11 protein-coding genes are annotated in these 12,577 nt (G+C 60.9%); 8 read left to right on the plus strand and 3 right to left on the minus strand.

Annotated features, from left to right (window positions below; translation table 11 throughout):
• Positions 1–84: 84 nt before the first annotated feature.
• Genes M2400_RS00150 through M2400_RS00160 form a run of 3 tightly spaced genes read right to left on the minus strand, consistent with a single transcriptional unit; the run spans position 85 to position 2,544 of the window.
• On the minus strand, positions 85–852 hold the full coding sequence (locus tag M2400_RS00150; RefSeq protein WP_259198064.1) for a TerB family tellurite resistance protein: 768 nt from the start codon (positions 850–852) through the stop codon (positions 85–87).
• 1 nt (position 853) lies between these two features.
• Positions 854–1,528, minus strand: coding sequence for an N-acetylmuramate alpha-1-phosphate uridylyltransferase MurU (murU, locus tag M2400_RS00155; protein ID WP_177079313.1), 675 nt, complete (start codon positions 1,526–1,528; stop codon positions 854–856).
• Positions 1,525–2,544, minus strand: a complete 1,020-nt coding sequence (locus M2400_RS00160; protein ID WP_259198063.1) for an aminoglycoside phosphotransferase family protein — start codon at positions 2,542–2,544, stop codon at positions 1,525–1,527. Before M2400_RS00160 ends, murU begins: the two co-directional genes overlap by 4 nt.
• 130 nt (positions 2,545–2,674) lie before the next feature.
• On the opposite strand from M2400_RS00160, the gene M2400_RS00165 reads away from it, so the two are divergent.
• The 8 genes from M2400_RS00165 to M2400_RS00200 all read left to right on the plus strand — a co-directional run bounded on the left by M2400_RS00165 (position 2,675) and on the right by M2400_RS00200 (position 12,514).
• Positions 2,675–5,491, plus strand: coding sequence for an LPS-assembly protein LptD (locus M2400_RS00165; RefSeq protein WP_259198062.1), 2,817 nt, complete (start codon positions 2,675–2,677; stop codon positions 5,489–5,491).
• The gene (locus M2400_RS00170) at positions 5,472–6,809 is read left to right on the plus strand and encodes a peptidylprolyl isomerase (protein WP_371132015.1); all 1,338 of its coding nucleotides are present in this window, start codon (positions 5,472–5,474) and stop codon (positions 6,807–6,809) included. The genes M2400_RS00165 and M2400_RS00170 overlap by 20 nt, the downstream gene beginning before the upstream one ends.
• Positions 6,806–7,795 carry a 4-hydroxythreonine-4-phosphate dehydrogenase PdxA gene (gene pdxA / locus M2400_RS00175; RefSeq protein ID WP_259198061.1) on the plus strand — a complete coding sequence of 330 codons (990 nt, stop codon included), beginning with the start codon at positions 6,806–6,808 and terminating at the stop codon, positions 7,793–7,795. Before M2400_RS00170 ends, pdxA begins: the two co-directional genes overlap by 4 nt.
• Positions 7,792–8,604, plus strand: coding sequence for a 16S rRNA (adenine(1518)-N(6)/adenine(1519)-N(6))-dimethyltransferase RsmA (rsmA, locus tag M2400_RS00180; RefSeq protein WP_076017896.1), 813 nt, complete (start codon positions 7,792–7,794; stop codon positions 8,602–8,604). The genes pdxA and rsmA overlap by 4 nt, the downstream gene beginning before the upstream one ends.
• A gap of 107 nt (positions 8,605–8,711) precedes the next feature.
• On the plus strand, positions 8,712–9,092 hold the full coding sequence (gene apaG, locus M2400_RS00185) for a Co2+/Mg2+ efflux protein ApaG (protein ID WP_003210996.1): 381 nt from the start codon (positions 8,712–8,714) through the stop codon (positions 9,090–9,092).
• Positions 9,092–9,943, plus strand: coding sequence for a symmetrical bis(5'-nucleosyl)-tetraphosphatase (locus tag M2400_RS00190; protein ID WP_259198060.1), 852 nt, complete (start codon positions 9,092–9,094; stop codon positions 9,941–9,943). Before apaG ends, M2400_RS00190 begins: the two co-directional genes overlap by 1 nt.
• 33 nt (positions 9,944–9,976) lie before the next feature.
• Positions 9,977–10,306: a thiosulfate sulfurtransferase GlpE gene (gene glpE, locus M2400_RS00195; protein ID WP_088423358.1), complete on the plus strand. Its 330-nt coding sequence runs from the start codon at positions 9,977–9,979 to the stop codon at positions 10,304–10,306.
• A 285-nt stretch (positions 10,307–10,591) separates the two neighbouring features.
• Complete coding sequence (locus tag M2400_RS00200) at positions 10,592–12,514, plus strand: PrkA family serine protein kinase (RefSeq protein WP_003210999.1); 1,923 nt, start codon at positions 10,592–10,594, stop codon at positions 12,512–12,514.
• Positions 12,515–12,577: the final 63 nt, after the last annotated feature.

Below are 12,577 nucleotides of genomic sequence, written 5' to 3' on the forward strand. Positions count from 1 at the left end.
GCAGCTGGCTTGCCTGCGATGGCATCACCTCGGCGCATCGGTGAGACCGAGTTGCCCGCATCGCAGGCAAGCCAGCTCCCACAGTTAGCGAAAGTCCCGCCGCTCGCGAATCAACGCATAGGCGTTATGCAGCTCGCGGGTTCTTTCAGTCGCCTCGCGCACTTGGGCCGGGCTGGCACCACTGCCGGCAATCTTGTCCGGGTGGTGCCGGCTGAGCAGGCGGCGGTAGGCACGCTTGATCACTGACGGCTCCGTCGTTGACGTCACCCCCAGAATTCGCAGCGCCTCCTGATACGCCCCGCCACGATTGGCCAGCGGCTTGCGCTCAGGCTCGTAGTCAGCCGCCAGCGCCTGGATCTGCTGCACAGTCCAGCCCAGCCACTTGCCCCATTGTTCAATCAACTCGCGCTCGGCCGTACTGGCCTTGCCGTCCGCCCAGGCCATGCGCCAACAGGCACGCAGCACACCTTCCGCCGCATGGGGCTGAGCCTTGAGCACGCCCAAATAACTGCGCACCCGGTCCGAGCCGGACTTGCCGCGATTGAACGCGGCAATCGCACGGCGCTGGGCCGGCTCGGCCATGTCCAGCGAGCGCATTTCCTGGCGCGCCTGCTGGATATGCCCGTCCACCACCCGGCCGTTGCTCTTGGCCAGGCGGCCAAGCAACACGAACAGCAGTTCGTCATTACGCAACGCCGCCCGACCGCCAAGACGCTCGCGCAGTTGCGCCCAGCTTTGCAGCTCCAGGCGCCGGTCCAACGCCTGGCCCAGCAGCGCGCCCAACATGGCCCCCGGAATGCTGGCAATGGCAAAGCCCGCCCCGGCTCCGATCAGAGTCCCTGGCCACAACATCCTAGTGCCCCGCTGTCAGCAGGGTTTCGACTTGCGCCAGGCGCTCCAGCGTCCCGACATCGATCCAGCGTCCGCTCATGTGCTCCCCCGTCACCAACCCTTTGGCCATGGCGTCACGCAACAGCGGCGCCAGCTTGAAGGCACCCGCACTGCAACCCGCGAACAACTTCGGGTCGAGCACGGAAATGCCACTGAAGGTCAGGTTATCGGCATCGGGGGCGGCATCATGAAGCGCGCCGTCCTTTATGTAGAAGTCACCGCCGGACGGGTGATGCGCCGGATTGTCCACCATCACCAGGTGGGCCAGGCCGTTCAATGGCCGATCAAGGCTGGCGAAGTCGTAGTCGGTCCAGATATCGCCATTGACCACCAGGAACGGTTCGTCCCCCAGCAGCGGCAACGCCTTGAAAATCCCGCCGCCGGTTTCCAGCGGCTCGCCTTCGGCCGAGTACTGGATGCGGACGCCATACTGGGAGCCGTCGCCCAGGTAGCCTTCGATCTGCTGGCCGAGCCAGGCATGGTTGATGACGATATCGGTGAAGCCGGCTTTCGCCAGCGCCTCAAGGTGATATTCGATCAGGCGCTTGCCGCCAGCCTGGATCAGCGGCTTGGGTGTGTGCAGGGTCAGCGGACGCATCCGCTCACCTTTGCCGGCGGCCAGGATCATGGCTTTCATACGGCCGCCTCGATACGCAGGCTTGCCAGCAACTCACCCAGTTCGCTCAACTCTGGCCGGTCTGCGAGCACCGCCTCTATATAAGCAAAGAAGCGCGGCACGTCGGCCAGGTAGCGTGGCTTGCCATCTCGATGGCAGATGCGCGCGAAAATGCCGATCACCTTGAGATGGCGCTGCACGCCCATCAGGTCGCTGGCCCGCAGGAACTCTTCGAAGTCCGCCTGCACCGGAATACCCAACGCGCCGGCACGCTGCCAGTAACCGCGCTGCCATTCCCTCACGCGGGCCTTGGGCCAACTGAGGAACGCATCCTTGAACAGGCAGGTGATGTCGTAGGTCACCGGGCCGTAGACCGCATCCTGGAAATCCAGCACGCCGGGGTTCGGCTCGCTGATCATCAGGTTGCGCGGCATGTAGTCGCGGTGCACCAACACCTTGGGCTGGGCCAGGGCGCTGTCGATCAGGTGCTCGCTGACGCGCTGCCACAGGGCAAGTTGCTTGGCGTCGAACTCGATGCCCAGCTCCCGGCTCACGTACCATTGCGGAAACAATTCCAGCTCGCGACGTAACAGAGCGACGTCATAGCTGGGCAACGGCGCTTCCATCGGCAATTGCTGAAAAGCCAGCAATGCGTCGATGGCATCGGCGAACAATTGATCGGCATTTTGCTCGTCAATTACGTCCAGATAGGTTTTTTTCCCCAGGTCGTTCAGCAAAAGAAAGCCGCGAAGCAGATCTTGCGCATAAATTTTCGGAACATTTATTCCCGATTGTTCGAGCAAATGAGCGATATCGACGAAAGGTTTGCAGTTTTCCTGGGGGGGTGGAGCGTCCATTACGACGAAACTGCGACCTCCTCCCTCCCAACGGAAGTAACGCCTGAAACTCGCGTCACTGCTGGCCGCAGTCAACGTGGCCGGGGGTACGACGCCCCAGCCCTGGGCGGTAAAAAGGCGAGGCAATTGCTCATCAAGCCAGACTTGCAGCTGTTGCAAACGTAGATCTTGGTCGGGCATTACAAGGGTCTCCGACGGCGCTAGCCGTCAAGCGGGTCATGCTTTATTATCACGCATCTTTTTCAGACCATCGAGAGGCGTGCGGCCCACACCGCGGGCAGATGGCACGCAGGAAGCCCGGACTAATAAGATGGCATTGAAATCCCCCGCGTTTCGTAGAAAATTTCCGTTGCTGGTAACCGGCAGTCTGCTGGCCATGCAACCTTTCGCCACCTCATTCGTGGTCGCCGCGGAACAGTATGACTGCTCAGTCTCTGCTTCGGGTGCCTGGAATTGCGCGCCGAAGACGGCCGCAGCCCCGTTGCCACCGCGCCCGGTGCATGACGGCAGTGCCGTCACCTCCGCCAATGGCACGCCGCAAGGCGAGACCGGCGGTACTGCCGAGGCCGTGCCACAGACCACGCTGGTCACCGAAGCCAAGGGCCGGGGCCTGCGTTCGCGCAGCGCCGACTACAGCCATCTGGACTGGGTCCCACGCGAGAAGCTCACCGCTGCGCAACTGGCCGAGACCGGCCCGTATTGCTCCGGCGCGTACATCGAGCCGATTCGTCCTGGCATGAACGACAAGACGAACAAGAGCGACGCGCCGACCTTCATCGGTGCCAAAGCCTCTCGTTACGAGCAGGATCAACAGATCGCCTCCCTGGCCGGTGACGTCGTCATGCGCCAGGGCAGCATGCAGGTCGAGGCCGACGAGGCCAACCTGTACCAGGCCGAGAACCGTGGTGAGCTGAACGGCAACGTCCGTCTGCGCGACAACGGCGCCCTGCTGGTGGGCGACCACGCTGAAGTCCAGTTGGACACCGGCGCGGCCAAGGTCGACAACGCCGAATACGTGATGCACAAATCGCGCATCCGCGGCAACGCGCTGTACGCCAAGCGTGCCGAGAACGCGATCATCCGTCTCAAGGACGGTACGTACACCACCTGTGAGCCGAACAGCAACGCCTGGCAGCTCAAGGGCAACAACATCACGCTCAACCCGGCCACCGGTTTCGGTACCGCGACCAACGTGACGTTGCGCGTGAAGGACATTCCGATCCTTTACACCCCGTACATCTATTTCCCGATCGACAACCGTCGTCAATCCGGCTTCCTGCCGCCGAGCTTCAGCACCGGTGGCGAGACGGGCTTTACGCTGGTTACGCCGTACTACTTCAACCTGGCGCCGAACTACGATGCCACGTTGTATCCGCAATACATGACCAAGCGCGGCCTGTTGATGGAAGGCGAATTCCGCTACCTCACCAAGTCCAGCGAAGGACAGTTCGGCGGCGCGTACCTGAACGACGACAGCAGCGAGCGTAAAGGCCAGACCGATTACGAAAAAACCCGCTACATGCTCAACTGGCAGCACAAGGGTGGGCTGGATACGCGTGTACTGACCCAGGTCGACTACACCAATATCAGCGATCCTTATTACTTCCAGGACTTGAAGTCCTATCAGGAAGGGATCAAGAGCCAGGACTACGTGAACCAGCAGGGTTCCGTGACCTATCGTGGCGATACCTACCAGGCGCGGCTGAACCTGCAGGCTTACCAGTTGGCGACGATCTCCCAGATCACTCCGTACGACCGGCTGCCGCAGATCACATTCAATGGTGCGCTGCCGTACCATCCGGGTGGGTTGAACTTCACTTACGAGACCGAGGCCGTACGCTTTGATCGGGATCTTGAGAAAGGCACCTTTACCGATGAAAACGGCCTGGTGTCGCCTCGCCTGGACACTTACGTAACAGGTCTGACCCGTGCAAACGGTGACCGCCTGACTGCTGCGCCAGCCGTCGAATACCCGATGAACTGGACCTACGGTTTTGTTACGCCGAAGTTGAAGTACGTTTACACCAAATACGATCTTGACCTGGATAGCACGGGTAAGGACCAGATTGTTGCAGCCCAGCTTGCTGCGACTCAGCCAGGTGCTTCTCCGTATGCAGGCGGCGTCTTTAAAAGCTCACAAGACCGCGCCATCCCGATTGCCAGCATCGATAGCGGCCTTTACTTCGACCGCAACACCAACCTGTTCGGCAAAGACTACCGCCAGACCCTGGAACCTCGTGCGTACTACCTGTATGTACCGAACAAGGACCAGAGCGATATCCCGGTATTCGACAGCGGCGAGTACTCGTTCAGCTACGCGTCGCTGTTCCGTGACAACCGCTTCAGCGGCACTGACCGTATTGGCGACGAGAACAAGCTGTCCCTCGGCGTAACCAGCCGCTGGATTGAAGAAAACGGTTTCGAACGTCAGCGTGTCAGCATCGGCGAAGCGGTTTACTTCAAGAACCGCGAAGTTCAACTGCCGGGCATCCTAGCCTCGGACCGTGCAGACGCACAGTCTGATGTTTCGCCAATCGCCCTGGACTACGAGTTCCGCTTCAACCGTGACTGGCGCGCTACTGCCGACTACAACTGGGACCCGGAAAGCCACAGCCCACGCTCTGGCAGCGCAATGTTCCACTACCAGCCGGAAGACAACCCGAACAAGGTTATCAACGTTGGTTATCGCTATCGCAACGACCAGGTGGTCTACAACCAGCTGACCGGCAAATGGCAGTTCGGTGGTGACTACGGTACTCCAGGCACTGATAACTTCGTGAAGGATTACTACAAAATCCAGCAACACGACTTCTCGATGATGTGGCCGATCGTTCCCCAGTGGAACCTGATCACCCGCTGGCAGTATGACTATGCCCGCAACCGTACCCTGGAAGCCTTCGGTGGTTTCGAGTACGACAACTGCTGCTGGAAACTGCGCGTCATCAACCGTTACTGGGTTTCCAACGACGAATACAGCCAGATCGCCCCGCTGAACGAAAAGGGTGACCACGGGCTCTTCTTCCAGATCGTCCTTAAAGGACTCGGCGGCCTGACCGGCGCCAAGGTAGAGAGCTTCCTCGACAAAGGCATTGAAGGTTATCGTGAACGTGAAGACCAAGCTTTCTGATTGTCTGCGCCCGCTGATGCTGGGCGCACTGTTCCTGGGTACTGCCGCCGCTCACGCGGCGGTCCAACCGCTGGACAAGGTAGTGGCCATCGTCGATAACGACGTGATCATGCAGAGCCAACTGGACCAGCGGGTCAAGGAAGTTCAGCAAACCATCGCCAAGCGTGGCGGCGGCGTGCCGCCGACCAGCGTGCTGGACCAACAGGTGCTTGAGCGCCTGATCGTTGAAAACCTGCAATTGCAGATCGGCGATCGCTCCGGTATCCGGATCAGCGACGAAGAATTGAACCAGGCTGTCGGCACCATCGCCCAGCGCAACAACATGAGTGTTGATCAGTTCCGCGCCGCCCTGGCTCACGACGGCCTGTCCTATGAGGACGCCCGTGACCAGATCCGCCGCGAAATGATCATCAGCCGTGTGCGTCAGCGCCGCGTGGCCGAACGGGTTCAGGTGTCCGAGCAGGAAGTGAAGAACTTCCTGGCTTCCGACCTTGGCAAGATGCAGCTTTCCGAAGAACTGCACCTGGCCAACATCCTGATCCCTACGCCAGACAGCGCCAACGCTGAACAGCTGAATGCTGCGGCGGCGAAAACCCAGGCTATCTATGACCGCCTCAAGCAAGGTGCTGACTTTGCCCAGATGGCCATTGCCCAGTCCGGCAGCGACAACGCCCTCGAAGGCGGTGACATGGGCTGGCGTAAAGCTGCGCAACTGCCACCACCGTTCGACCGCGAGCTGAGCGCCATGGAAGTGGGCGGCATCACCCAGCCTGCCCGTACCCCTGGCGGCTTCATCATCCTCAAGTTGCTCGGCAAGCGCGGCGGCGAAGAAGCCCAGATGAAGGACGAAGTTCACGTTCGTCACATTCTGGTCAAGCCAAGCGAGATCCGTACCGAAGCACAGACCAAGGAACTGGCCCAGAAGCTCTATGACCGCATCGAAGCGGGCGAAGACTTCGGCGAACTGGCCAAGAGCTATTCCGAAGACCCGGGTTCGGCGCTTAACGGCGGCGATCTGAACTGGATCGATCCGAAGGCACTGGTTCCAGAGTTCCAGGACGTGATGGCCAAGACCCCGCAAGGTGTACTGTCCAAGCCGTTCAAGACCCAATACGGCTGGCATGTGCTGGAAGTCCTTGGCCGTCGCGCCACCGACAACACCGCCCAGGCCCGCGAGCAACAAGCCCTCACCGTACTGCGTAACCGCAAATACGACGAAGAGCTGCAAACCTGGTTGCGTCAGATCCGTGACGAAGCCTACGTAGAGAACAAGCTGCCAGGCGCCGACCAAACAGGCACCGACCAGGCACCTCAGTGAAACCCAAGCGTTTCGCGTTGACACCCGGCGAGCCGGCCGGCATTGGTCCTGACCTGTGCCTGCTGCTCGCCTCGCAACCCCAGCCACACCCCCTGATTGCCATTACCAGCCGCGACCTGCTCCTTGAGCGGGCCGCGCAGCTGGGTGTGGTCGTCGATCTGCTGCCGGTAGGCCCGGGCAACTGGCCTGAACTGCCGGCGCCGGCCAACAGCCTGTACGTGTGGGATACCCCGCTGCCAGCCAAGGTCGTCGCCGGGCAACTGGACAAGGCCAATGCTGCCTTTGTTCTGGAAACCCTGACCCGGGCCGGCCAAGGCTGCATCGACGGGGATTTCGCCGGGATGATCACCGCCCCCGTGCACAAGGGCGTGATCAACGAATCGGGCATCGCCTTTTCCGGCCATACCGAATTCCTGGCTGAGCTGACCCACACCGAACAAGTGGTGATGATGCTGGCAACGGGCGACCTGCGGGTGGCGCTGGTGACCACTCACCTGCCCCTGCGGGAGATTGCCGACGCCATCACCCCCGAGCGCCTGGAGCGCGTCACGCGCATCCTGTACGCCGACCTGCAACAAAAATTCGGCATCGCCCAACCACGCATCCTGGTCTGCGGGCTAAACCCCCACGCCGGTGAAGGTGGCCACCTGGGCCATGAAGAAATCGACATCATTGAACCAACCCTGGAGCGTCTGCGCCTTGAGGGCATGGACCTGCGCGGCCCATTGCCTGCCGACACTCTGTTTACCCCCAAATATCTGGAGCACTGCGATGCAGTGCTGGCGATGTACCATGACCAGGGGCTGCCCGTGCTGAAGTACAAAGGCTTCGGCGCCGCAGTCAACGTGACACTGGGCCTGCCGATCATCCGCACTTCCGTCGACCATGGCACCGCCCTGGACCTCGCCGGCAGCGGCAAGATCGATACCGGCAGCCTGCACGTGGCCCTGGAAACCGCCTATCAGATGGCCGAGACCCGTATATGACCGAGCATTACCAACACCGGGCGCGCAAGCGCTTCGGGCAAAACTTCCTGCACGACGCTGGCGTGATCGATCGCATCCTGCGCTCCATCCATGCCAAGCCCGAAGACCGCCTGCTGGAAATCGGCCCGGGCCAGGGTGCCCTGACCCAAGGCCTGTTGAAGAGCGGCGGCCAACTGGACGTGGTTGAGTTGGACAAGGACCTGATCCCGATCCTCAACCAGCAGTTCGCCGGCATGCCCAACTTCAACCTGCACCAGGGCGACGCGCTGAAGTTCGACTTCACCAGCCTCAACGCCGCGCCCAACAGCCTGCGTGTGGTCGGCAACCTGCCGTACAACATCTCCACCCCGCTGATTTTTCACCTGCTGAACAACGCCGGCATCATCCGCGACATGCACTTCATGCTGCAAAAGGAAGTGGTCGAGCGTTTGGCAGCCGGTCCTGGCGGCGGTGACTGGGGCCGCCTGTCGATCATGGTTCAGTACCACTGCCGCGTAGAGCACCTGTTCAACGTCGGCCCGGGCGCGTTCAACCCACCGCCGAAGGTCGACTCCGCCATCGTGCGCCTGGTGCCTCACGCAGTGTTGCCACACCCGGCCAAAGATCACAAATTGCTGGAGCGCGTGGTGCGCGAAGCGTTCAACCAACGCCGCAAGACCCTGCGCAATACGCTCAAGGCCTTGCTCAGCAACGCCGAAATCGAAGCCGCCGGCGTCGACGGCAGCCTGCGCCCCGAGCAACTGGACCTGGCTGCCTTCGTGCGCCTGGCTGATCAGCTCGCCATTCAGCCAGCGCCAGCGGCTGAATAAAGCAGAGTCGGGCACGGCCAGACAGCATGTCTGGCCTAGTGCCCATCAGTTGGCCTAGACTGACCGGCATCCGCTGTTCCCCCGCTTTTGCTTTTAAGGCCTCTTGCATGTCCGATCCTCGCTATCAGATCGACGTCAGCGTCGTCACCCGCTTTCTGGCGGAACAATCGCAACCCGAGCAGAACCGTTTTGCGTTCGCCTACACCATTACCGTGCAAAACAACGGTGAACTGCCCGCCAAGCTTCTGTCGCGCCACTGGGTCATCACCGACGGTGACGGCCAGGTCGAGGAAGTGCGCGGCGCCGGCGTGGTTGGCCAACAGCCGCTGATCGCCCCCGGCAAGAGCCACACCTACAGCAGCGGCACGGTCATGACCTCTCGCGTGGGCAACATGCAAGGCAGCTACCAGATGCTCGCCGACGATGGTAAACACTTCGACGCCATCATCGCCCCGTTCCGCCTGGCGGTGCCCGGAGCCCTGCACTGATGACGACGTACGCCGTCGGCGACCTGCAAGGCTGCCTGGAACCGCTCAAGTGCCTGCTCGAGCGCGTTGCCTTCGACCCGGCCAAGGATCGCCTGTGGCTGGTAGGCGACCTGGTCAACCGTGGCCCGCAATCCCTGGAAACCCTGCGCTTCCTTTATGGCATGCGCGATTCCCTGGTGTGTGTGCTGGGCAACCATGACCTGCACCTGCTGGCAGCCGGCAATAACATCGAGCGCCTGAAAAAGGGCGACACCCTGCGGGAAATCCTCGAGGCGCCCGACCGTACCGAGTTACTTGACTGGCTGCGCCGGCAAAAAATCATGCACTATGATGAAAGCCGCGACATCGCGCTGGTGCATGCCGGCATTCCACCCCAGTGGACGCTGAAGAAGGCGCTCAAGTGCGCGAGTGAAGTCGAGGCCGCCCTGGCCGATGACAACCTCTACACGGCTTATCTGGATGGCATGTACGGCAACGATCCCGTGAAGTGGGACAACGAACTCACTGGGGTCGCCCGCCTGCGGGTGATCACCAACTACTTCACCCGCATGCGCTTCTGCACCGCCGAAGGCAAGCTGGACCTCAAGAGCAAGGAAGGCGCCGAAACCGCCCTGCCCGGCTACAAGCCCTGGTTCGCCCACAAGGAGCGCAAGACCCGGGACACGAAGATCATCTTCGGCCACTGGGCAGCCCTGGAAGGCAAATGTGATGAACCCGGCGTGTTCGCCCTCGACACCGGCTGCGTGTGGGGCGGCGCCATGACCCTGTTGAACATCGACACCGGCGAGCGTATGAGCTGCCAGTGCGAAGCCCCCATTCCCGAACAACTGCAGGCCGCGGCAAAGCGCTGAGCCGCGCTTTCATACAGGCCAAAGGAGCCCGCCATGACTGAATTCAAACGTATTCCTCCAGAACAAGCCCAGGCCCTGCGCGAACAAGGCGCAGTGGTTGTCGACATTCGCGACCAGCCGACCTACATCGCCGGCCACATCAGTGGCGCCCAGCATCTGGACAACCACAACATCGCCGACTTCATCCGCGCCGCCGACCTCGACGCGCCGGTGATCGTGGCGTGCTACCACGGCAACTCCAGCCAAAGCGCGGCAGCCTATCTGGTGAGCCAGGGCTTCTCCGACGTCTATAGCCTGGACGGCGGCTTTGAGCTGTGGCGTACGACCTATCCTGCAGAAATTGCCGCAGGCGACGCGCAATAATTTTTTTCAAACCCCTCTATCCCGCGTGACGCTTGGCCTCGCGCCGTTTCTGACGAACGGCGCGGCCAAACTAATTTCGTATCGCGCCTTGACCTCCCTGATTCCGAACTATCCTTAAGCGCAGGCCATCCAAAACAGGGGAGAGCCGGTACACCGGCGTGCGGGTCATCGGTAGCGTTTCAGGGTGTTCTGGGGGGAAAACGGCCATTGGTGTCCACCAATGACTGCCAGCATCGACTGATTGATCCGGCGTCGGCTCCACGTATCGAGCGAGGTGACGACGTCATGAGTATTTTTAGCCACTTCCAACAACGCTTCGAGTCCACACGCCAGGAAGAGCTCTCGCTTCAGGAGTATCTCGAACTGTGCAAAAAGGACCGCAGCGCCTACGCGTCTGCCGCTGAACGCCTGCTACTGGCGATCGGCGAGCCGGAGCTGGTAGACACCGCAGCCAATTCGCGACTGTCGCGGATTTTCTCGAACAAGGTGATCCGCCGCTACCCGGCCTTTGAAGACTTCCACGGCATGGAAGAATGCATCGACCAGATCGTCTCGTACTTCCGCCATGCCGCCCAAGGCCTGGAAGAGAAGAAGCAAATCCTCTACCTGCTCGGTCCCGTCGGCGGCGGCAAGTCGTCCCTGGCCGAGAAGCTCAAACAACTGATCGAGAAGGTGCCGTTCTACGCCATCAAGGGCTCGCCGGTGTTCGAGTCGCCCCTGGGGCTGTTCAACGCCACGGAAGATGGCGCGATCCTCGAAGAAGACTTCGGCATTCCACGACGCTACCTCAACACCATCATGTCGCCCTGGGCGACCAAGCGCCTGGCCGAGTTCGGCGGCGACATCAGCCAGTTCCGGGTGGTGAAGCTGTATCCGTCGATCCTCAACCAGATTGCCGTGGCCAAGACCGAGCCGGGTGACGAGAACAACCAGGACATTTCGGCGCTGGTGGGCAAGGTCGATATCCGCAAACTCGAAGAATTCCCGCAGAACGACGCCGACGCCTACAGCTACTCGGGCGCGCTGTGCCGGGCCAACCAGGGCCTGATGGAGTTCGTGGAGATGTTCAAGGCACCCATCAAGGTGCTGCACCCACTGCTCACGGCAACCCAGGAAGGTAACTACAACAGCACCGAAGGCCTGGGGGCGATTCCGTTTACCGGGATCCTGCTGGCCCACTCCAACGAATCGGAGTGGCACACCTTCCGCAACAACAAGAACAACGAAGCCTTCATCGACCGGATCTACATCGTCAAGGTGCCGTACTGCCTGCGGGTCAGCGATGAAATCAAGATTTACGACAAACTGCTGTTCAACAGCTCCCTGGCCAAGGCCCACTGCGCGCCTGACACCCTGAAGATGCTGGCCCAGTTCACCGTCCTGTCGCGCCTCAAGGAGCCGGAAAACTCCAACATCTACTCCAAGATGCGGGTGTACGACGGAGAAAACCTCAAGGACACCGATCCAAAAGCCAAGTCGATCCAGGAATACCGCGATACGGCGGGCGTGGATGAGGGTATGAACGGCCTGTCGACACGTTTCGCGTTCAAGATCCTGTCCAAGGTCTTCAACTTCGATCCGCACGAAATCGCCGCCAACCCGGTGCACCTGCTCTACGTGCTGGAACAGCAGATCGAACAGGAACAATTCCAGGCCGAAACCCGCGAGCGCTACCTGCGCTTCCTCAAGGAATACCTGGCACCGCGTTACATCGAGTTCATCGGCAAGGAAATCCAGACGGCCTACCTGGAGTCCTACAGCGAATACGGCCAAAACATTTTCGACCGCTACGTGCTGTATGCAGACTTCTGGATCCAGGACCAGGAATACCGCGACCCGGAAACCGGCGAAATCCTCAACCGCGTGGCCCTCAACGAGGAACTGGAAAAGATCGAAAAACCCGCCGGCATCAGCAATCCGAAGGATTTCCGCAACGAAATCGTCAACTTCGTGCTGCGCGCCCGGGCCAACAACAACGGCAAGAACCCTACCTGGCTCAGCTACGAGAAGCTGCGGGTGGTCATCGAGAAGAAAATGTTCTCCAACACCGAGGATCTGCTGCCGGTCATCAGCTTCAACGCCAAGGCCAGCAAGGAGGATCAGCAAAAACACAACGACTTCGTCACACGAATGGTCGAGCGTGGCTACACCGACAAACAGGTACGGCTGCTCTCCGAGTGGTACCTGCGGGTCCGGAAATCGCAGTAAGGCAGCGACAAGCGTGAAGTGCCAGGCTCCCGGTACGCCGGACAGCCTGGCAATCGACCGCTT

Source organism: Pseudomonas sp. BIGb0558 (assembly GCF_024807515.1).
Classification (GTDB): domain Bacteria; phylum Pseudomonadota; class Gammaproteobacteria; order Pseudomonadales; family Pseudomonadaceae; genus Aquipseudomonas; species Aquipseudomonas yamanorum_A.

Coding starts and splice junctions, on each gene's coding strand:
- M2400_RS00160 (WP_259198063.1), bottom strand. CDS start 2,544: ATGCCCGACCAAGATCTACGTTTGCAACAGCTGCAAGTCTGGCTTGAT.
- glpE (WP_088423358.1), top strand. CDS start 9,977: ATGACTGAATTCAAACGTATTCCTCCAGAACAAGCCCAGGCCCTGCGC.
- rsmA (WP_076017896.1), top strand. CDS start 7,792: ATGACCGAGCATTACCAACACCGGGCGCGCAAGCGCTTCGGGCAAAAC.
- M2400_RS00165 (WP_259198062.1), top strand. CDS start 2,675: ATGGCATTGAAATCCCCCGCGTTTCGTAGAAAATTTCCGTTGCTGGTA.
- apaG (WP_003210996.1), top strand. CDS start 8,712: ATGTCCGATCCTCGCTATCAGATCGACGTCAGCGTCGTCACCCGCTTT.
- M2400_RS00190 (WP_259198060.1), top strand. CDS start 9,092: ATGACGACGTACGCCGTCGGCGACCTGCAAGGCTGCCTGGAACCGCTC.
- M2400_RS00200 (WP_003210999.1), top strand. CDS start 10,592: ATGAGTATTTTTAGCCACTTCCAACAACGCTTCGAGTCCACACGCCAG.
- M2400_RS00150 (WP_259198064.1), bottom strand. CDS start 852: ATGTTGTGGCCAGGGACTCTGATCGGAGCCGGGGCGGGCTTTGCCATT.
- murU (WP_177079313.1), bottom strand. CDS start 1,528: ATGAAAGCCATGATCCTGGCCGCCGGCAAAGGTGAGCGGATGCGTCCG.